Origin of the sequence: Alicyclobacillus fructus (genome assembly GCF_017329605.1) — a bacterium.
In the GTDB taxonomy this organism is placed as follows: Bacteria; Bacillota; Bacilli; order Alicyclobacillales; family Alicyclobacillaceae; genus Alicyclobacillus; species Alicyclobacillus fructus.
Map to the genome: position 1 here is coordinate 1 of NZ_JAFMTY010000031.1, position 20,625 is coordinate 20,625.

19 protein-coding genes are annotated in these 20,625 nt (G+C 63.9%); 3 read left to right on the forward strand and 16 right to left on the reverse strand.

The window, feature by feature from the left end; translation table 11 throughout:
- Window positions 1-98: 98 nt before the first annotated feature.
- Together nadB and nadC are read right to left on the reverse strand one after the other, a co-directional pair.
- Window positions 99-1,610: an L-aspartate oxidase gene (gene nadB / locus J3481_RS13165; RefSeq protein ID WP_206832609.1), complete on the reverse strand. Its 1,512-nt coding sequence runs from the start codon at window positions 1,608-1,610 to the stop codon at window positions 99-101.
- A gap of 14 nt (window positions 1,611-1,624) precedes the next feature.
- Window positions 1,625-2,470: a carboxylating nicotinate-nucleotide diphosphorylase gene (gene nadC, locus J3481_RS13170; RefSeq protein WP_206832608.1), complete on the reverse strand. Its 846-nt coding sequence runs from the start codon at window positions 2,468-2,470 to the stop codon at window positions 1,625-1,627.
- A gap of 189 nt (window positions 2,471-2,659) precedes the next feature.
- Between nadC and J3481_RS13175 the strand changes: the two genes are divergently transcribed.
- Entirely contained in the window at window positions 2,660-3,649 is a 990-nt protein-coding gene (locus J3481_RS13175; protein ID WP_236011685.1) for an SPL family radical SAM protein, read from the forward strand.
- Between the two features lie 6 nt (window positions 3,650-3,655).
- Here the strand turns inward: J3481_RS13175 and J3481_RS13180 are convergent, their stop codons facing one another.
- The 14 genes from J3481_RS13180 to J3481_RS13245 form a co-directional block, all read right to left on the reverse strand.
- Window positions 3,656-4,687, reverse strand: coding sequence for a ThiF family adenylyltransferase (locus J3481_RS13180; RefSeq protein ID WP_206832606.1), 1,032 nt, complete (start codon window positions 4,685-4,687; stop codon window positions 3,656-3,658).
- A gap of 15 nt (window positions 4,688-4,702) precedes the next feature.
- A complete protein-coding gene (locus J3481_RS13185; protein ID WP_206832605.1) occupies window positions 4,703-5,491 on the reverse strand; it encodes a thiazole synthase in 789 nt (262 codons plus the stop codon).
- 70 nt (window positions 5,492-5,561) lie between these two features.
- Entirely contained in the window at window positions 5,562-5,762 is a 201-nt protein-coding gene (gene thiS, locus J3481_RS13190) for a sulfur carrier protein ThiS (protein WP_206832611.1), read from the reverse strand.
- A gap of 5 nt (window positions 5,763-5,767) precedes the next feature.
- On the reverse strand, window positions 5,768-6,898 hold the full coding sequence (gene thiO / locus J3481_RS13195; RefSeq protein WP_328702148.1) for a glycine oxidase ThiO: 1,131 nt from the start codon (window positions 6,896-6,898) through the stop codon (window positions 5,768-5,770).
- Window positions 6,885-7,580, reverse strand: a complete 696-nt coding sequence (gene thiE / locus J3481_RS13200) for a thiamine phosphate synthase (protein ID WP_206832604.1) — start codon at window positions 7,578-7,580, stop codon at window positions 6,885-6,887. The genes thiO and thiE overlap by 14 nt, the downstream gene beginning before the upstream one ends.
- A gap of 107 nt (window positions 7,581-7,687) precedes the next feature.
- Entirely contained in the window at window positions 7,688-8,617 is a 930-nt protein-coding gene (locus tag J3481_RS13205) for a manganese-dependent inorganic pyrophosphatase (protein ID WP_206832603.1), read from the reverse strand.
- 84 nt (window positions 8,618-8,701) lie between these two features.
- Window positions 8,702-9,952, reverse strand: coding sequence for an MFS transporter (locus J3481_RS13210; protein ID WP_206832602.1), 1,251 nt, complete (start codon window positions 9,950-9,952; stop codon window positions 8,702-8,704).
- Between the two features lie 29 nt (window positions 9,953-9,981).
- Complete coding sequence (locus J3481_RS13215; protein WP_206832601.1) at window positions 9,982-11,514, reverse strand: MDR family MFS transporter; 1,533 nt, start codon at window positions 11,512-11,514, stop codon at window positions 9,982-9,984.
- 18 nt (window positions 11,515-11,532) lie between these two features.
- Entirely contained in the window at window positions 11,533-12,207 is a 675-nt protein-coding gene (locus J3481_RS13220) for a polymer-forming cytoskeletal protein (protein ID WP_206832600.1), read from the reverse strand.
- The gene (locus J3481_RS13225; protein WP_236011686.1) at window positions 12,174-12,761 is read right to left on the reverse strand and encodes a hypothetical protein; all 588 of its coding nucleotides are present in this window, start codon (window positions 12,759-12,761) and stop codon (window positions 12,174-12,176) included. The genes J3481_RS13220 and J3481_RS13225 overlap by 34 nt, the downstream gene beginning before the upstream one ends.
- Before the next feature lie 39 nt (window positions 12,762-12,800).
- Complete coding sequence (locus J3481_RS13230; RefSeq protein WP_206832599.1) at window positions 12,801-13,424, reverse strand: YhbD family protein; 624 nt, start codon at window positions 13,422-13,424, stop codon at window positions 12,801-12,803.
- A 138-nt stretch (window positions 13,425-13,562) separates the two neighbouring features.
- Complete coding sequence (locus J3481_RS13235; RefSeq protein WP_206832610.1) at window positions 13,563-15,350, reverse strand: peptide ABC transporter substrate-binding protein; 1,788 nt, start codon at window positions 15,348-15,350, stop codon at window positions 13,563-13,565.
- Between the two features lie 178 nt (window positions 15,351-15,528).
- A complete protein-coding gene (locus J3481_RS13240) occupies window positions 15,529-17,289 on the reverse strand; it encodes a peptide ABC transporter substrate-binding protein (protein ID WP_328702147.1) in 1,761 nt (586 codons plus the stop codon).
- A 204-nt stretch (window positions 17,290-17,493) separates the two neighbouring features.
- Window positions 17,494-17,937 carry a DinB family protein gene (locus tag J3481_RS13245; protein ID WP_206832597.1) on the reverse strand — a complete coding sequence of 148 codons (444 nt, stop codon included), beginning with the start codon at window positions 17,935-17,937 and terminating at the stop codon, window positions 17,494-17,496.
- Window positions 17,938-18,078: 141 nt separating this feature from the next.
- On the opposite strand from J3481_RS13245, the gene J3481_RS13250 reads away from it, so the two are divergent.
- Together J3481_RS13250 and J3481_RS13255 are read left to right on the forward strand one after the other, a co-directional pair.
- On the forward strand, window positions 18,079-18,945 hold the full coding sequence (locus J3481_RS13250; RefSeq protein WP_206832596.1) for a TIGR01777 family oxidoreductase: 867 nt from the start codon (window positions 18,079-18,081) through the stop codon (window positions 18,943-18,945).
- A gap of 96 nt (window positions 18,946-19,041) precedes the next feature.
- Window positions 19,042-20,370 (forward strand): MFS transporter, encoded by a 1,329-nt coding sequence (locus J3481_RS13255; RefSeq protein ID WP_206832595.1) that lies wholly within the window; start codon window positions 19,042-19,044, stop codon window positions 20,368-20,370.
- Window positions 20,371-20,625 lie beyond the last annotated feature (255 nt).

The following is a 20,625-nucleotide window of genomic DNA, read 5'->3' on the forward strand; positions in this document are numbered from 1 at the left end:
AAACTTCCAATCACCCTCCTTAGGGGGGGCTTGCTTTGTCTCAAGTTGAACTTACACGAATTTCATTCGTCACCCCCTTGACATTTCACCGCAGGTCTTCAGTACATTGTGACGACCGACGTGACCGCGTACTCGGACATCGCGATGCGGCTCGGACGGCAGTAGTCCGGGTGAGGCACTGGCGCGTCCTCTCGAACGTGACTGCCCCGGCTCTCCCTCCTCCACAAGGCTGCGCGGACGATGAGCGTCGCGACCAAAGCCGCCGCGGACCCAGGCAGCTGGCGCGCGAGGCCATCCACCTCCGCCAAGGCGGCCCGAAGCCCCGTTTCGTGTCTCACAAGGCCGGCGCCTTGCCACATGACGGGAGCCAGCTTGAGGAGGGCCGCCTCGTCCTCCCGCGGCTGGTACAGCCAGCGAGGTTCCACCAGGGCGGGCACTTGCGCCGCCGGCTCCTCGCGCACGGCTCGCCCAAATCGCCGCCCCATCACCACGCACTCCAGAAGCGAGTTGCTCGCCAGTCGATTGGCGCCGTGTACACCTGTGCACGCCGTTTCGCCGAGCGCAAACAGCCCTGGGACCGACGTCCGTCCGGCGAGATCGGCCTCGACGCCACCCATCAGGAAGTGAGCCCCTGGCGTCACCGGGATCGGCCGCAATGCCGGATCTAGTCCCGCGCCCCGCAGGCGCGACACGATGGACGGAAAGCGCGACGCGACGTCAGGCACCCGCGTCGCGTCGAGATACACTCGCTCGCCGTTCGCCTCCGCCCGCGCGATGGCGAGCGCGACGACATCCCGCGTCCGCAGATTGTGGCGCGGATTCGCGAAGAGCGGCGCCCCGTTCTCCTTGACCAAGACGGCACCCGCGCCGCGGAGCGCCTCCGAAACGAGCATCGCCTCACCGCCGGTCCCGATCCACAGCGTCGGGTGAAACTGCACAAACTCGAGGTTGGCGAGCGCCGCGCCCGCGTGGTAGGCGAGCGCGATCCCGGCACCCACCGCCGTGATGGGGTTGGACGTGCGGCCGAAGAGCGCGCCGGTTCCGCCGGTGGCGAGGGCCACAGCGCGCCGGGCCGCCATCATGCGATGCCTGGCCCCATCCCACGTCCATACGCCCACCGCCCGTCCGGACGCGTCCTGCGCAATGCCCACGCAGACTTCCTGCCGGATTTGAATCCGCGGATGGCGCCTAGCGGCCTGCCAGAGCGCCTCCGTGATGAAGCGCCCCGTGGCGTCGCCCCCCGCGTGCACGATGCGCGCCCGGCCGTGGCCGCCCTCGCGACCGAGCGCGAGTCGCCCGGACCCGTCGCGATCGAACGGAACGCCAAGTTCCATCAGCCACTCCACCACGCCCGGCGCTTCCTGCGCCAGTTCGCGCACCCGCTCCACGTCGCACAGCCCCGCGCCTGCGCGCACGGTGTCCTCGGCGTGAAAATCCGGATGATCGCCGACACCGATGGCGGCCGCAAGTCCACCCTGCGCGCGCTCCGAGCTCGACGCGCCGGGCCCGGCGCCGGCGATGACACACACGTCTTCCACCTCCGCCGCCGCCATGGCGGCGCTCAGACCAGCGATCCCGGCACCGACGACCACGACGCCTGCCGTTTCCATCGCGGCGCACCTCCTTAGGCGAGATCCATGTCGATGTCCAACCCGACGTCCACAGCCGCGGCGCGCATGGTGATGTGACTCATCGAGATGAAGTCGACCCCCGTCTCCGCCACCGCCCTCAACCGACCCGGGCGCATGTTGCCGGACGCCTCCAGCGGAACCCGGCCCGCCACGCGCCGGACCGCCTCGCGCATCGTCTCGAGGTCCATGTTGTCGAGCAGCACGATGTCGGCGCCGGCGGCAAGAGCCTCCTCCAACTGGTCCAAGGACTCAACCTCCACCTCGATTTTGTGAGCAAAGCCCGCCCACGCCTTGGCGCGCATGACGGCCTCCCGGACGCCGCCCGCGACGGCGATGTGGTTGTCCTTGATGAGCACCATGTCGTCGAGGGCGAAGCGGTGGTTCCACCCGCCCCCGACACGCACCGCGTATTTTTCAAGCGCCCGCCATCCCGGCGTCGTCTTGCGCGTGTCCAAGATTCGAGCCTTCGTGCCTGCAATTTCCCGGACCGCATCTCGGGCAGCTGTGGCGACCCCCGTCAAGCGCGACAGAAAATTGAGCGCTGTCCGCTCCGCCGCCAGGATCGATCGCGCCGCGCCCTCGATGTGCATCACGGCACAAGGCCCGTCGAGATCGATCCCGTCCGCGCGGTCGATCCTCACCTCAAGGCCTGGGTCCACCTCGTGAAACACCCATGCCGACACCTCTGTGCCGCAAACTCTCGCATTCTCCTTGATCCACACGCTCGCGCGCGCCGTCGCGCCTGGGGGGATGACCGCCTCCGTGGTGAGGTCGCCCCGCCCCAGGTCTTCCGCGAGCGCGAGGCGGACGAGATCGCGCGTCACCATGTCCAACCCCATCGCCGCTCACGCCTCCTCCCCGCGCCCGCGAAGGCGCGGGTCACCTGTCTAATCAGCTGTATATACAGTAGCACATACAAAAATGCATTGCACCTGGAAATTGCTCGACCCTTGCATTGCGAGGCGATCGGGAGTATAGTCGGATCAGAACATATGTTCGATCTCGACATCATGGCATGGGGGTGCGCGATGGTGGAGGCGCCCAAATTGCTCAACCTGCGCGTGAAGCACGCGCTGAATCGGGTGCGAGCCGCGAGCATGCCGTTTGCGTGGTCGCTCAATCCCTATCGCGGGTGCGGACACGGGTGCGCGTTCTGCTACGCGCGGGGCACGCACGAGTATTTGGGGTACAGCGCGGACGACGCGTTTCGCTCGCGGATCCACGTGAAGCAGGATCTCCCCGCCCTTCTCGAGGCGGAACTCGCGGCCCGGCTCGAACGCGCGGGCGGAGATCTCGAGCGCATGTCGGCGGCGCTCGGCACCGTCGCCATCGGAACGGCGACGGATCCCTATCAGTCTGCCGAGGCGAGCATGCAGATCACGCGCCAGTGCCTCGAGGTCCTCGCCCGATACCGCGTGCGGTTCAGCATCACGACGAGATCGCCGCTCGTTTTGCGCGATCTCGACCTGCTCCAAACCGCCCGGCTGACCGGCGTACACGTGAGCCTGCACACGCTCGACGCGGGGATCTGGCGCGCGTTCGAACCCGCCACGCCGCCCCCCGCCGTGCGCCTGCGCGCCATTCGGCGGCTCGCGCAAGCCGGCGTCCCCGTGAGCGCCTTCATTGCCCCGGTTCTGCCCTACCTCACCGATGGCGCCGAAGCCATCGCGGCGGTGATGAGAGCGGCGAGGGACCACGGCGCGATGGACGTCATGGTGTCTCCGCTGCGGCTTGCGCCGGAGGTCAAGCCGTGGTTCTTCTCCGTGCTAAAGCAGGCCTATCCAGCGCTCGTGCCTCGGTATGAGGCTCTCTACAACGGCCGCGCCTATCCGCCGCGCTGGTACGCGGACCGACTTTACGCCGTCGAAGATGCTGCCAGGCGGAGGGCGGGTCTGCCGTCACGCCTGCATGCGCCGGGCAACCCATCGGTCCCTCTGCGAGACGACGGCCCGATGGGCGGCGAGGCCCTTTCTTCCTCGCCCGGGCCTCGCTGCGTCCAGCTGACGTTGCCGATTTGACGGACCTCACATGCCGATGTACTGCGCGTAAAGCGCGCGGGCGCGGGCCGGATCGTCCGTGCCGTGGACGAGCGCGCGGCCGTTCGGAAACACCGTGAGGGCCACATCCCCCGTCTCGAAGCGGAGCAACGCATCGCTCGCGCGCACGTGTCCCAGCGGGCGCAGGCGGGCCGCGAGCGCATCGAGAGAAAGGGACGCGTCATGCTGCGGCCTGACCTGGATGGTCTGGCGGCCGCAGAACGTCACCGAGAGCGCTCGACGGCCAGCGCCGAGGGCGACAAACTCGCGCCGCGCGCAGCACGGGCAGTCCGGCTTTGGCTGGCCCATGCGGATGAGCCGCACGTCGGTATGCCACAGATCCGCCTGGAGAATGGCATCGGACAGGGCGTCCTCGCGGCCCGCTAGAAACTTGAGGACTTCCGCCACCTGGAACGAAGCCATCCACTGCACAATCGGCGCGATGACGCCGACGGTGTCGCACGTGTCATGTCCGACCCGTGCACCGTATCCAATCAGGCACACGAGGCACGGCGTGTGCCCGGGCCGCAGAAAGGCGCTGGTGCCGTGCGCCTCCACCGCGCCCGCATAGGCCCAGGGCAGGTTGTGCTTGACCGCGACCTCGTTGATCAGGTAGCGCACTTCGAAGTTGTCGCTTCCGTCGATCACGACGTCCACGTCGGCGAGCAGCTGCTCCGCGTTCGCGGCGTCGAGATCGTCCACGACCGCTTCGACTTCAATGTCGCTATTGGCGGCCGCGAGCGCATCGCGGGCCGCGATAGCCTTCGGCTTGGCCAGGCGCGCGTCGTCTTCGGTGTACAGGAGCTGGCGCTGGAGGTTCGACGGCTCGACCACGTCGCGGTCGATGAGGCGCAGATATCCCACGCCGGCCCGCGCAAGCTGGGACGCGCTCGCCGTGCCGAGCGCACCGAGTCCGACGACGGCCACGCGTGCCCGCGAAATCCGAGCCTGCCCCTCCGCGCCGAGGTGGCGGAACCGAATCTGGCGCGAATATCGATGTTCGAATGCAAAGTCCGTCATGAAGCGGCCTCCCTTTCAGCTTCGCCCCACGACGCCAGCCTCCGGGCTCGACGGCGACGGCACGCTCGACTTGGGAATCCGCCCGGCCCGGCGCGCGAGGTACCCAGCCTCGACGGCCAGGCGCATCGCCCGCGCCATGGCCACCGGATCGCCCGCGCGGGCGATGGCCGTGTTGACAAGGACCGCGTCCGCCCCGGTCTCCATGGCGAGCGCCGCGTCGGACGGCGCGCCGATGCCCGCGTCCACCACCACCGGCACCCGCCCGCGGACCTCGTCGACAATCCGCGCGATGCGCTCCACGGCTTCGAGGCCGCGCCCCGTGCCGATGGCGGATCCGTACGGCATCACGGCCGCGCAGCCGACCTCAAGCAGGCGGCGGGCCACGACGTGATCGTCCGTCGTATACGGCAGCACGACGAAGCCGTCCTTGACGAGGATCTCCGCCGCTTGCACCGTCGCGATGGGATCGGGAAGCAACGTGCCATCGTCCGGAATGACCTCAAGTTTGATCCAGTTGGAGAGGCCGGCGGCGCGCGCCAAACGCGCTGTGCGAACAGCCTCCTCCACCGTGTGACATCCTGCGGTGTTCGGCAACAGCGTGTAGCGCTGGAGATCGATGTACGACAGGATGGACGGTTCGCGCGACTCGAGATTCACCCGCCGCACGGCGACGGTGACGATCTCGGCGCCCGAGGCGTCGAGCGCATCGCGCATGACCTCCAGGGAATCGTACTTGCCCGTGCCCAGCATGAGCCGGGACCGGAATGATCGGCCTGCAATCACCAAAGGTTCCACGGGAAACATTCTCCTTCCATCGCAAGAACGCCTGCCGGCTGACATTCGATTCTGCACTCGGCCTCTATCCGGCCTCGGGTCAGCCGCCGCCGACAAATCGCGCCATTTCGATCACGTCGCCCTCCGCCAGCACTTCGCCGGCGAAAGCCTCTCGATCCACAATTTGTCCGTTGCGTTCGATGGCAACGGGCTCGCCGTCGAGGCCGTAGTGGCGGACGAGATCGTCCACCGTCGCGCCATCGGGGAGGACGACCTCCTTCCCGTTGAGACGGATCCGCATGCGCATCACCTCCCGAAAGCCGCCGCGCGCGATTCGGGCCAAAACGAAAGCCAGAGAGGCTCGGGCGCGAGGCCCAAGGCGGCAGCGGTCACCATGCGGCCCGTGATGGGCGCGAGCAGCACGCCGTTCCGGAAGTGACCCACGGCCAGGATCAGCCCCTCGGCGCCAGGCCAGGGTCCGATCACCGGATCGATGGCTTCGCCTGTGAGTCGCGGCCGGAGCCCACTCCACGCGCGCAGCCACTCGCCCCCGCGAAGGCCGGGCACGGCCATCAGCGCCTTCGCCGCGAGCGCGGCCAGGCCGTCCACCGTGTTGCGCTTGTCGTAACCGGCCTCCGGCTCCTCCGTCGCGCCGATGACCACGGTCCCGTCCCGCTTCGGCACGAGATACGTTCCCGCATCGTACACCGTGCGTCGCAGCGCAGCCCCGCCAGGCGGGCGTATCGCGAACATCTGGCCCTTCACGGGGCGCACCTCGAGCGGAACGCCGAGCGCTCGGAGCAACGGCGACGACCACGCCCCCGCCGCGATGACCACGCGCTCCGCGGCATACACGTCCCGCGCGCCTCGGACGCGCCAATGCGCGCCGTCGCGTTCCACCGCGATCACCTCTTCCCCCTCGACGACCGCGCACGTGCGGACCACCGCAGCGCGCAGCGCGGCGCTCAGCCTTGGCACGTGAACATTCCCGTCGCGCGGCAGATACAGCGCGCCGATCACGTCCTCGGCGACGCCGCGCTCCATGTCGCGCACCGCCGCGGCTTCCAACCAGTCCGCGCGATCGCCCGACGCCCGTTGCCAGCGCATGCGCGATTTGAGCGCCAGGGCGTCCTCCTCCGTCCGGGCGAGCTGCAAGATCCCGTTCTCCACCCACTCGATGTCGATGCCCGTCTCTTCCAGCAACGATGCCGCAAACTCCGGATACATGGCGCGGCTCGCGCGGCACAGGTGGTAAAACGCGTCCGGGGCGTGCGCCTCGAGCTGCGCCCCGAGCATCCCGGCGGCGGCGCTCGACGCTTCTCCGCCAAGCCTGCCGCGGTCGATCACGGCCACGGACAGTCCGGCCTGAGCAAGCGCTCGCGCCGACGCCATGCCCACGGCGCCGCCACCCACCACCACGGCGTCATAGACTTGCACGCGGCATCCCTCCTTTGTGCGCCCTGGGAAACGGCACCTTCGGCGACGCGGGCGATCTCGCCATGGCCTCCTTGAGCCGCTCCGCCGCCGCCCGAGGATCCTGCGCCTCGAGCACCGCGCCGATCACGGCGACGCCGCTCGCTCCGGTCGCCAGGACCTCGCCGACGTTCGACGCGTCCATCCCACCGATGGCCACGACCGGGATCGACACCGCCTCCACCACCTGGGCGAGTTGCCGCACGCCTTTCGGCGGCACCCCCGGGTGAGACGCGGTCGGAAAAATGTGCCCAAAGGTCACGTAGTCGGCTCCAGCGGCCTCGGCCGCGACCGCCTCTTCAAGCGAGTGGACGGAGCAGCCGACGATAAGCCCTCCGCCGGCCTGGTCCACGATCTTGCGCGCCGCGGCCACGGGAATGGACTTCGCGGCCAGGTGAACGCCGGCCGCGCCCACAGCCATCGCAACATCCAGGCGATCGTTCACAAACACCCGCGACGGCACCTGACGCTCGTCAAGTCTCGCCAACAGGGAAAGGGCGAACTCGTACACCGCAAGGGCGGGCGCCTTCTTCTCCCGGATCTGGATCACGTCCGCTCCACCGAGGGCCGCGAGCCACAGCGCCTCCTCGAGCGGCACCGCCGCCCCGCGCGTTCGATCACTCAGCACATGGAGCACATGGGTCATGTTGTCATCTCCAAAAGAAAAGCCGCACCCCGAAGGGCACGGCAGGTTTCCAGTCTGAACCTCGCAAACGCGCCGCCGCTAGGCAGCGATTCAATTGGAAGTGCCGCTCACTTGGAGAGGACGTCCGTGAGCACCGGCACAATTTGCTTCTTGCGCGAGACGACGCCCTTCAAGAGCGCCTGATGGTCCTCCAGCTTGACGCCGTACGCCTCTTCGACGGCGTGTGCGGCGCGACCGAGCGCCACCCCGACAGAGTCGTTGTTCAAGATGTCGGTCACCACGAAGAAGAACAGGTCCAGGCCCTTGTCGGCGATCTTCTTCTCGATGGCCTGAAGGATGTCGGCCTTCTTCGCGAGCACGTCGTTCACGTCGACCGCGTTCACCTGCGCGATCTCGACCTTGTGGCTCCCCATCTGGAACTCCTTCGCGTCCAGCGTGAGCAGTTCCTCCACGGTCTTCTGGCTGAGATCCGCACCCGCCTTGAGCATCTGAAGACCGTACTCCTCAAGCTTCACGCCTGCCACTTCCGCCAGTTCGCGCGCCGCCCGCACGTCCTCCTCGGTGCAGGTGGGCGACTTCAACAAGAGCGTGTCGGAGATAATGGCAGACAGCATGATGCCCGCCACGTGGCGCGGAATCGACACGTTCTTTTCCTTGTACAGCTTGTCGAGAATGGTGGCCGTGCACCCCACCGGCTCCGCCCGGTAATACAGCGGATCCGCCGTCTCGAAGTTCGCGATGCGGTGGTGGTCGATCACCTCAACGACCTTCACCTTGTCGATGTCCGGCGCGCTCTGCTGGCGCTCGTTGTGATCGACCAGAATGACTTCGTCCACTTCGCTCGCGACGCCCTCGACCACGCGCGGCGCGGACACGCCGAAGTGGCCGAGCACGAACTGCGTCTCAGGGTTGGGCTCCCCGAGCGCGACGGGCTCCACGTCCTCGCCCAGTTCGCGCTTCAGGTGAGCGTATGCGATCGCGGACGTGATCGCGTCGGTATCCGGATTTTGATGGCCGAAAATCAAGCGCTTCGCCATGCAGCCGACTCCTCCAAGCGATTTTGTAAACATTCGAATCCAGTATATCAGGTTGAAGGGCCTGTTTGCACGGATGGCGAGGCATCATGCGTTCGGCGCCGCGTCCGAGGCGGGATGGCCTGCGGCACCTTTGCGTGGGACGGCCCGCCACCAGCCGACGGTGAGCGCGGCGCAAGCGGCGGAACAGAGCCACATCCACGCCGCAATGGGCACCACGCGCAGGGAAACGCCGGCGAGCGCGTTCGCGAGCGGCACCGCCACGCCCGCGAACGAGTAGATGAGGCCAAACGCGCGCCCCCGCACCTCCTCGGGAATCGCGCGCTGCATCAGGGCGAAACCGATCGCATTGATGATGGCAATGGACACGCCCTCGACCACACTCGTCGCGAGCGAGAACGGCACGGAGCGGGAAAAGCTGAAGGCGAGGATCGACGCCGACGTCAAACCGCCGAAGGTGAGAAGCCCCGTGCGAGCGCTCATCTTCGCGGCGAAACCGGCGCAGAGGCTGCCAAGCAGCTGCCCGAAGGACAAAGTCGCGTTCATGGCGCCGAATTGAGCAGCACCTCCGTGCAGCACGCGGTGCGTCCACACGGATAAGAGCACGTCCACCCCGGCGAAGGAGAAGTTGAGGAGCACAAGGATGGGCAAAACGGCGACGAACCATCGCATACGCGCGACGATGCGCCATCCCTCCATGATCTGCGAGACCACGGAAGCATCTGGCTTCGCCTTTGCGGCGCTATCTCGCCAAACTTTTCCCTCCCGGTGCCACAGGCGAATGACGTTGGTGACGGCGGCGGCACTCGCGAGAAAGCTGAGGCCGTCGATGGCGGCAATCCATGGGACCCCGATGGCCACGAGCGACGCGCCCCCAACGGCCGCGCCAACGGAGATGGCCAATCGCGACGTGGTCATGGCGAGTCCATTGGCCGCCGCCAGATCCTCCTCGGGCACTAGGCGCGGGAGGATCACGCTCTCCGCGGGCCCAAACAGGCTCCCTCCGAGGCCGTGCGCGGCAAGGATGACGAGCGTCACGGGCACAAATGCATGAGGCCAAAACTCGTAGACCAAGGCGCCAAACAGCGAGACCGAGGCTCGGACGAGATCGGTCCAAAGCATCACGAAGCGGGCGTCCCAGCGGTCCACGAGGCTGCCGCCCACGGCCGACAGAAGGTTCGGCAGCGTCAGCGTCAGGCCCGCCGCGGACAACAGGTACGGTGAGTGGAGCTGAAGTTCCCAATACGCCATGATGAAAAACAGCTGCGTGCCGACCTGCGACAAGATCTGCCCCAGCCAGACCGAGGTGAACGCCGGCCATCGGAGTACTCGGAACATGGGGATCTCTCCTCACACGGATTTTGACCTTACTCCACCGCCTCGTCCGCCGGAGCCATCGCCCAGGCTTGCGGCGAGAAGCGGGATCGACCGAACCCGCACACGGCTGCGACGGTCAGCAGGCACGGAATCAGATCCCAGAAGAAGGCGCTATGAATCGACTGATTGAGCTCGTCGACGAGCTTTTGCAGCACGAAATCGGGAATCTGCATCCGCGTCTGCGGGGACATGATGGCGCGAGGATCCATGTGGCTGAATGCTCGCGCCTGAGGCACGCCCTGAAACGCCTCCGCCACCTGGTGCGCAAACGCGTGCTTCTGAATGGCCCCGTAGATGACGATCCCGACCGTCATGCCGAGCTCACGCACGAAGCTGTTGGTCGAACTGCCGGCCCCGCGGTTTCGAGCGTCGAGATCGCTCATCGCGGCCATGCCGGTGACGGAGAAAAACGGGCCGATGCCAATCCCCACCACCGCCATATCCAGGATCACCAGCCAAGTCGGCGTACTCGGGCCAAGCCCTAAGAGCAGGGCGATGCCAAGGCCAAAGACAATGGCGAATGGCAACAGCACCGTCCGGTAGGGCGCGCGGCTCGCGAAACGCCCTCCCATTGCCGCGGTCACAGACGACCCGACCATCATGGGCAGCAGAAACAGACCCGCGTCGATGGGAGATCCTCCTCGCACGCCCTGCACATAGATGGGCACCCACACGACCGCCACGATGTACGCGCTGCCGCTCAAGATGCCCGCGACGTTCGAAACGGCAATCGACCGCTTGCGGAACAGGTGGAGCGAGACGACAGGTTCCTGCGCCCTCATCTCCACCACGAAGAACAGCGAGAGCAGCGCTGCCGCAACGGTGAAGCCCGTGAGAATCGGCGCGGAATTCCAGGGATAGGTCTGTCCGCCGAACTCGAGCGCGAACGTGAGCGCGGTCACGCCGGGGACCAACGTGAAAATGCCAAGCCAGTCGATGGCCTGCCGCCCGTGGCGCGCCGACTCGCGGTACGCGAACAGAATCAACAGGAAGGCGACGACGCCTATCGGCACGTTGATATAGAAGACAATCCGCCACGACCAGTGCTCGGTGATATACGCCCCAAGGAGGGGACCGAAGATGCTCGCCATGCCGAAGACCGCGCCGAAGAGCCCCGAAAACTTGCCCTGCTCCTTGGGCGGCACCACGTCAAAGATAATGGTGAACGCAATCGGCATGAGCGCGCCGCCGCCAATCCCCTGAATCGCGCGGTAGATGGCGAGCTCGGTCATGTTCTGAGCGGTCCCGCACAAAACGGAGCCGATGAGAAAGGCCGCTATGCCAAACATGAAAAACCGCTTGCGGCCGTACATGTCGGAAAGCTTCCCGAAGATGGGCATCCCGGCCATCTCGGTCAGCATGTAGGCCGCCGTGATCCAGACAATCTGCTCGAGGCCACCGAGGTGGGCCACGATGTTTCCCGTCGCGGTGGCCACAATCGTGTTGTCCATGGCCGCGACGAAGATGCCGAGCAGCAGGGCGAGCACCACCAGGCTCCGGTTTGACGTTCGTTCTGCTGACACACAATTCCTCCTCACATGTTAACCGGCCGCGCCCACGTCCGTCACGCGTTCCACTCGCGCGCTCGGATGGGCCTCGTACGAGCGGCTGTATTCCACGCACTCAATTTCGCATCCCGGGCCGAGGCGCACAGCTTGCGCCCGCACCACGCGCGCACGCGTATGGACGAGATCGACCACGTCCGCTTCGATCACGTCGGCCACCAGCGTGCCATGCTTGCGCATGGGTTGCCCCCAGGGCCATTTCGGCAGCTCGACCATGAGCCTCCCCATGCCCATCTCCCGCACGCGGCATGGGCCATGCAGGACGACGCGCGCCTCGTCCGCGGACAACAGCCCCTCCACGCTCAGCGCGCCGCGAATCAGGGCCCAATCAGCGCCGCAGTTGCCCTTGACCGCCACCTCGCCAGCGGTCTTCAGTTGGCTGGTCGACAGGTGCCCCGCACACGTGAGCGCTCCTTTCACATCCAACTTCCCTACGACCATGTCGCCGCGGCAGACGACCTGGCCGAGGATGAGCGCAGTCTCGGCCGACAGGTCCGATCGCGCCTCAAGCTGGCCCATCACGCGCACGCCATCGCACTCCATCGGTCCCGTGACGTCCGCCTGGCCCATGATGCGAACCTTGCCAAAGCGCCCGCCAGCCGTGGTGGATTCGCCCATCACGACGAGATTCGGCTTCCTTTCATGTTCCATGACCATCGCCCCCGCGCGTCAGATTTGCACCGCCTCCCCGACCATCGACGATCCGCGCCGCTCAAACGAGGTTCGGTATTCGACGCGATCGACCCTGCATCGTCGCCAATGACCACCACGTCCCCGCGAATCCGGCGGGCCAGCACGGCCTCGACGTCGATCTCGTCTCCTTCAATCGTCTCCACCTCGAGCCGCGGCTTCGAAAACCATCCCCCTTTGCCCACGGACACCTTGAGCGTCGTGCACCCGATCTCGCGGACGGTCGATTTCCCCACCAGTTCAAACTCGATCTCGTCGGCGCAGTTCCCGTCCACGTCACACATGCCGTTGACCTCAAACGCCCCGGCCGCGATCGGCCCGACCGCCGTCATGCGCCCGTTCACCTCCAGGCGCCCATCGACGCGCAAGCTGCCACCCATTTCGGCGCTGCCATTGACCTCGCAGGACTCGCACACCACGTCCCCCACCATCTTGGCCATGCCGTTCACCTCAATTCGGCGGTACGTGCCGCCGCCCATCGAGGTCCGGCCGGAAACCTCCAAATCCTCAGGCATATGCAATCACCACCCCTGATTTGACTTCCATCCCCGCCATCACATCAGTTTCAGCTTCAGCTGTTCGATCGCGCGCGCCACGTCGATGGAGAACGCGACGTTCGCCTGCGGATCGAGCACCACCTCGGCATTGGGCGCGCGCGCCAACCAAATCCCGACGCCGAGCTTGCGGACGAGATCGATCCGCATCTGCATATCACGAAACACTGTTACACTTTGTTCGTACGCAGAAACCAGTTGCCTCGCTTCATCGAGGCTCACCTGCCCGCTCTGGAGCGCCTCGTGCACGAGATATACGGCGACAATTTCCCGGAACGCGAGGACGCGCGCGCGCGGATAGACCTCCGCATAGAGGCGGCGGGCGAGATCGCTCACGATGCCGAGCCGCACGAGGTCATCCACCGCCCGTTCCAGGTCGATCCCGTCTGGAGACAGGCGCTTCGCCAATTCGTCGAGCGGCACATCGTCCTTCCACTGCTTGATCTGTTCGATGCGGCTCAAGATCTTGTCGCGCGGAAAGAACGTCTCCTGCCCGGTGAATGTGGACTTGCGGATGAACCATTCCTCTGGGATGAGTTTCTTCCGCTTCCACCGGTAGAGTTGTCCATAGGAGATCCCGGCGAGATCGAGCAATTCTTTTTTCGAGATCAGTTCCTCGTCCATACGACATCATCTCCGTCGGCGCTATCGTAACATAACATTGTTACGTTACGCAAGTCCAACTTCGTTCGCGAGACCCAGAACGTGCGGGCGAAATCGAAAAGGCGCCCGCCAGGTCGGCAGGCGCCTTGATCTCAGGGCTCACTTCGTCACGTACCAGTACTGCATCTCGGGAAGCCCGTCCGCGGCGTTCAGGTGCTGCAGCACGCCCTGGACGTGCGGAGCCACCACGACGAGCGTCGCCGGATTGACCGTCCACAGGAACGGCAGAACCTTCGCCGTGTACGTCTCGTACTCGTCGAACACCTTCATGGTCTGGGCTGTGGTCGGGTACGGCTGGTGCGTGGCATTGATCAGCTGATCTTCCTTCGGATCGCTGAACCCCGTACCGCTCGGCGCACCGGTGTTGAACAGGCCTTCGCCGGACGGATAGAAGCCGGGGCCGTTGTAGACCCAACCCGAGCCAAGCGCGAGATCCCAGGAATGATTGGACGGATCGGACGTGATGGAGATGAACTGCGGGAACGGCTCGCCCTTGAGCTGCACCTTCACGCCGATCTGCCCCAGATCCTGCTGCACCAGCTCGGCCTCCTGCTGCGTCGACTCGTTGCCGGTGACGTACATCATGGTGAACTCCAACTTTTTGCCCTGCGCGTTGGTCATGACGCCGTTTTTCAGATGGAACCCGGCGCTCTCCAGCGTCTGCTTCGCCTTGGCGAGGTTGAAGCTGTACAGACCATTCACGGCCGGATCGTAGAACTTGGTCGACGGCTGCGGCGGAATCGGTCCGTAGAGAGGCACCGCGAAGCCCTTGTAGATGTCCTTCACCATGGTCTGACGGTCAATCGCCATCTGCAGCGCCTGGCGGACCGGCAGCTGATCGAAGATGCTGGCGTTGGGCGAGCCCTTGTACATGTTCATCTCAATCCAGAAGATGCCGAACGCGTACTCCGGCGTGACCGTGTAGCCCATCGACGTGAGAGCCGACTCGGAGCCGAGCTGCGACTGATCCAGGTAGCCGACGTTGACCTGGCCGCTGCGCAGTGCCGCAAACTCCGACTCGTTCGAGCCCATGTACTGGAAGACCACCTTGCTGACCTGCGGCTTGTGCCCCGCGTAGCTCGGATTCGGGACGATCACCCACTCCTGCTTGTCCTTCGCCACGGCTGGTTTGAACGGACCGTCGACCACCTTGTCAAACATCAGGTTGGTCGCATTCGCGCCCAGGTATTTGATTTCGTCCGTGATGTTCGACTTCACGTCCATGTAAGAAGCCGGCAGCGGCGTGAGCTGGATGATGCCGTTGTAGATGAACCACTGCTGGTTCGCCGGTTGCTTCAGCGTAATGGTCACTTCATACGGGCCATTGGCCACCACGCTCTTGATGCCATCCGGAATGTCGCCCGTGCCCACTCCGACAAACGGCCACGGCTTCGGCGCGTTCGACGCGGACGCCGCCTTGATGACGTTCCACGTAAAGAGGACGTCTTTCGAGGTCACCGGTTGGCCGTTGGACCACTTCCACTTGGGATTCAGGAAGATATGGTACACCGTACCTTCCTTGTTGTACGTGATGTTCTTCGCGATGGAGTCCTGCCAATTGATGCTGTAGTCGTTGTTCAACACCAACATCGGGATGTAAAGCTGGTCCACCAGCTGCGCGTTATACAGCGAGTCGTTCGCCGCGTTAAAAATGGGCAGGAACCAGTTGAGGTCCACCTGAGGCGGCAACGCGTAGTCGATCACGCCTGCGGGATTGACGCTTGCAGCGCCTGTCGAAGCGCTTGCAGCGCTCGCGCTGTTGCTGGAGGAAGCGTTCGTCGAGGTAGCCGAGTTCGTCGTCGCCGTGCCGCATCCTGTAACGCCCAGCACGATAGCGGCCGCAGCTGCCCCTGAAACAAGCGCTCGTTTTCTCATTTTTCGCACGATTTGTACCTCCCCGTGAAAGCCTAGAGAATGCCCGCACCGAACGGTACCGCTCGATGCGGGCCAGTAGCAGGTGTAGAACCAAGGACGAGTCTAGTATAGCAAGTCCAATTGCGCATTGCACGCATTTTTTAAAGAGATCTTCAATACCTCTTCACATCTCTTCATGCTTGCGCCCGTGTCACTGACCGGAGACCGTCCAATATTGCATTTCCGGAATCCCGACGGCGCCATTGTAGTAGGGCAACACGTTGTGCACATTCGGCGCCACCACGGCAACCGTCGCGTTGTTCACGTTCCAAAGCATCGGCAGCTGCTCGGCGGTGTACAGTTCGTAGTCATAGAAGTGTTTCATCGTCTCGCTGGTCGAACTGTACGGCTGGTGCGTCGCGTTGATCAACTGATCTTCCTTCGGATCGCTGAAGCCCGTGCCACTCGGCGCCCCGGTGTTGAACAGGCCATCGCCGGACGGATAATAGCCGGGGCCGCTGTAGATCCACCCGGAACCGAGCGCGAGATCCCAGTTGGTCTCCTTCGGGTTGCTCGTGACGGAAATGAGCTGATCGAACGGCATGCCTTTCAGCGAGACCTTCACGCCGATTTGCGCGAGCTCCTGCTGAATCAGCTCTGCCTCTTGCACGGTCGTCTCCACGCCCGTTGCGTAGATCATGGTGAAATTCATCTTTTCGTTGCCCTTGGTCATGACGCCGTTCTCGAGTTTCCATCCGTGCGCCTCGAGCAGTTTCTTCGCGGCGGAAGGATTGTATGGGTACAGCTTGGCGACGGCCGGATCGTAGAATTGCGTCTTGGGTTCCGGCGGAATGGGCCCGTGGAGCGGCACCGCGTACCCCTTATAAATGTCCTGCGCGATTTCTTCATTGTTGATGGCCTGCATCAGCGCCTGACGGACATAGAGCTGATTAAAGATCTTCGAGTTCGGAGAGGCCGGATACATGTTCATCTCGGTCCAGAAGACCGCGAACATGTATTCGGGCGCAATGGTGAACCCGGACGATTTCAACTGAGGCACGGCGGCCGCTTCAGACGGATCGATGTAACCCACGTTGACCTGTCCGCTCCGAAGCGCGGCGAGTTCCGCTTCCGCGGATCCCTCGTACAGGAAGATGAGCTTCGAAACGGTGCTCTTATGTCCGGCGTACATCGGATTCGGCTTCAGCACCCACTCTTGGCGATCCTTTGCGTAGACCGGCTCAAAGGGCCCGTCGACGACTTTGTCAAACATGAGGTTCGGACCGTTCGCGCCGAGGTACTTCAGCTCGTCCGTCATATTCTTTTTGACGTTCATGTACTTCGCCGGCAGCGGCGTCATCTGCATGAGGCCGTTGTAAATGAACCACTGCTGGTTGGTCGGCTGTTTCAGCGTGACGGTGACCTCATACGGGCCGTTGGCCACGACACTCTTGATCCCGTTGGGAATATCCCCCGTCCCCACGCCGACATACGGCCACGGCGCTGGCGCGTTCGACGCGCAGGCCGCCTTCATGACGTTCCACGTGAAGAGCAGATCCGTGGACGTCACCGGTTGACCGTTGGACCATTTCCACTTTGGATTCAGGTAGATGTGATACACCGTTCCGTCAGTGTTGTACGTGATTTTTTCCGCTATGGAATTCTTCCAGTCAATCTGATAATTGTTGTTGAGCTGAAGCAACGGAACGAACATCTGATACACGAGCTGCGCGTTGGCCAGCGAGTCGGTCGGACCCGTGAACAGCGGAAGAAACCAGTTCAAATCTGTGGCCGGTTGGACGGCGTACTCGATCACGCCGCCGTTCGCGCTCGCGGATGCAGCCCCCTCTTTTGTTGTCGGCGTTGCACCGGAGGAGCCGTTGGCTTGATAACTCGCACCGCAGCCTGTTGCGCCGAGCACGACGGCCGCCGCCACCCCCGCCGTCCAAAGTGCCTTTCCACGACGTTTCACAGTCTCTCGAACCCCCTCAATGTTCTGGAAATCTCTCATTTAAAACGAGATTTCAGAGAATCGCCCCCTATTGTACGGCGACTCGACGGTTGTGTAAAGGGGAAGATGTGTGACAAATCGCCATCTTCCGTCCGAAATTCGTTTCGGAAAGTCAACAAAATGGACACACCGGCCGCGCACCGATGTGTCCTGTCATCTTTTTTGTCAAATACCAAGCAACTTCTTGACGAGCGGAATCTGTCCGCGGTGGTGCGCCGTATGAGCAATGGCGTAGACCGCAAGCTGGCGCTTGTTGACCTCGCCGACGCCGAGTTTTGCGCCAGGTCCCTCCAGATCCTCGGGGGTGAGATGCTCGAACGCGTCCTTGGCCAGCCTTTCGTTCTCGGCCCACATCGCCTTGATCTTCGCGACATCCCAGTTTGTCGCCAAAAACGGCGCACGCGCGTCGATGTCCGCCGTTTCGCCTTTTAACTGCGCAAAAAAGCGGCGCTCCACGAGCAGCGTGTGTTCCAAGATCGACGCAATGTTGTTGAAATGGTCAGCCGGCTTTTTGACCCATTGTTCGTCCGCGAGGTCGTCGACCATCTGGTGAATCGTCGCGTGGACCTTCACGTACAGATCGTGCAAATCCTGCATTTCTTTCAACATGGCTTCGATCCCCTCCTCGTCTCCTGCCAGACCCAGGTTTCCGGGTTGGCAACCGACCTCTCCCCTCTCATTGTAGCGCGATCACGCCCGCAAGAAAGATTTGCTACAATGCCTGTATCACGACCACGAGGAGATGTCCGCGTGCGCGTCTACATTCTGGGCGGATCAGGGTTTATCGGCCGCCATCTGGCACAAGAACTTCATCGCCAGGGGCTCATCCCGGACGTCATCCGACGACCCTACACGGCCGAGTCCCTGCGCGACACGTTTGCCAACAGCATCCGCACCGGCGAACGGTATGCCATCTGCAATTTCGCGGGCGCATCGCTCAACCAGAGGCGGTGGAGCGCGGCGTATCGGCGCGAGATCGTCCGATCCCGGGTCGACACCGTGCATGCCGTGATCGCGGCCTTGAGCCAACTTCCTGTGGCGCCCGAGGCGTACGTCCAAGCCTCCGCCGTCGGCTACTACGGCACGTCGTTGACGGAGACGTTCACCGAGGACGCTCCGCCCGGCCGCGACTTTTTGGCCAGCGTATGTGTGGAATGGGAACAAGCCGCTGCACCGCTCCGATCGTTCACGCGCACGGGAATCCTGCGATTCGGAATGGTGCTCGGGCGCGACGGGGGTGCGCTCCCCCTCCTCTGGCCCGTGTTCCAACTGGGGCTTGGCGGTCCTCTCGGAAGCGGATCTCAGTGGATTTCCTGGATTCATGTGGACGACGCGGCGCGCATGGCGGCTTGGCTGCTCGAGGAGCCCCGCGCCGAAGGCCCCTTCAATGCGACTGCGCCTCAACCGGTACCCATGCGCGAATTCACCAGAACCTTGGCCGAGGCGCTCCGCCGCCCTCACCTGACGCATGTGCCGGGCGCCCTGCTGCGAATGGCCCTTGGCCGCCGCGCCACGCTCGTCTTGGAGGGCCAACGCGTGCTTCCTCAGCAGGCGCTCGATCTCGGCTTTTCCTTCCGGTTCCCCACCCTAAGCGATGCCATCCGCGACTTGCTGTAAACCGGACTTGTGCCCCCGCCGCCTCCTGCCCTAGAATGAAATCGATTTCCCTATCAATCTTTAGCAGGGGAAGACAAGAAAGGAGGCTGTCCAGCCATGGCCACGCGGTTTCGCTGGGTCATCATCGGTCTTTTGTTTTTCATCACCGTGGTCAACTACATCGACCGATCCGCCATATCCTACGCCATCGGCGACATCGCTCAGGTCCTGCACCTCAACGACAGTCAGGTGGGCATGATCCTCGGCGCCTTTGGCATTGGCTACATGATCACCACGTTCTTTGGCGGCATCTGGGTCGATCACGTCGGCGCCCGCTGGGCCCTGTTCTTCGCGTCCCTTCTCTGGAGCCTGTCCATCGGGTTGACGGGCGTCGCGGCGTCGTTCACCGTCATCTACCTCATGCGCATCCTGCTCGGCGTCGCCGAAGGTCCGAATTTCCCCGCGGTCAACCGAGCAGTGGGCGACTGGCTGTCCCCGCGCGAGCGGGCCATCGCCCTGTCCAACTCGCTCGTGGCCGTGCCGCTTGCCCTCGCCATCGGCGCGCCCATCGTGACCTCCCTGATTCTTAGCGTGAGTTGGCGGGGCATGTTCATCATTCTGGGCGTCGTGGGCCTTCTCTGGGTGCCCATCTGGTTTTTCTTGTTCCGCGACTTTCCAGAACACAGCCGTCACGTGAACGACGAGGAATTGCGCCATATCCGCGCGTCCGACGCCGTCGACCGGGCGCGATCGGCCAAAGAGATGCGCTTCCGCCAAGCGCACCACGTTTCCTCCGGCACTCTGTGGAAGTATCTGCTGGTCAATCGCACCCTCATGGCGAACAACTGGTCGTTCTTTGTGTTCGGCTATTATCTGTTCTTCTTCATGACCTGGTTGCCATCGTACCTGAAGAGCGAATACCACCTGAACCTGAAGTCAGTCGGCGCCTTTTCCATCCTGCCGTGGGCGCTGGCGACCGTGCTGTTGTGGTTGGTGGGCTATCTGTCCGACTGGATCCTGCGCCGCACGGGCAGCCTGCGCCTGGCGAGATCGTATCCCATCTGGATCTCGCAACTGCTCTCCGCGCTCTGCGTCGTGCCGCTCACCTTCACGCACGATCTCACCACGGCCATCGTGTTCATCACCCTTGCGGTGGGCTTTGGCATGAGCGCCAACTCGACCTTCTACGCCATGAATGTCGATCTGATGCGCGAGCGGACCGGCACAGCGCTCGGCGTCATGGATACGTTCTTCGCAGCAGCGGGCTTCCTCGCGCCTGTCATCACCGGGTGGATTGTGAACGCGACAGGCAGCTTCAAGAGCGCCTTCTGGCTCATGGCGGTGCTCGCGGCGACGTCCGTCCTCGCGGTGCTCATCTTCCATCAACCGGATAAACAGCGGCGGATTGATACCTCTGCCAACTCTTCTCCAACGCTGACGCATTGACACCTGAGGCCCCGCGGATCGTTCCCCGCGGGGCCCCTTCATTGCGTTCGTCGTCAAGGTAGCCTGACTCTACGCCCCCACTCCGCAGAGCTGGATAGGATCGCGCGAAAGGTTCGAACGGCGCAAGACGGAGAGGCGAAGCTATGGGTTTTTAAGTGAGCCTTTTGCAGAATGACTGATTCCATCGCGAGCGAAAACGACGCACACTTCTCGTGAAAGATAACACATGCCATAAAAATCCTTTTCTGTTGTGTG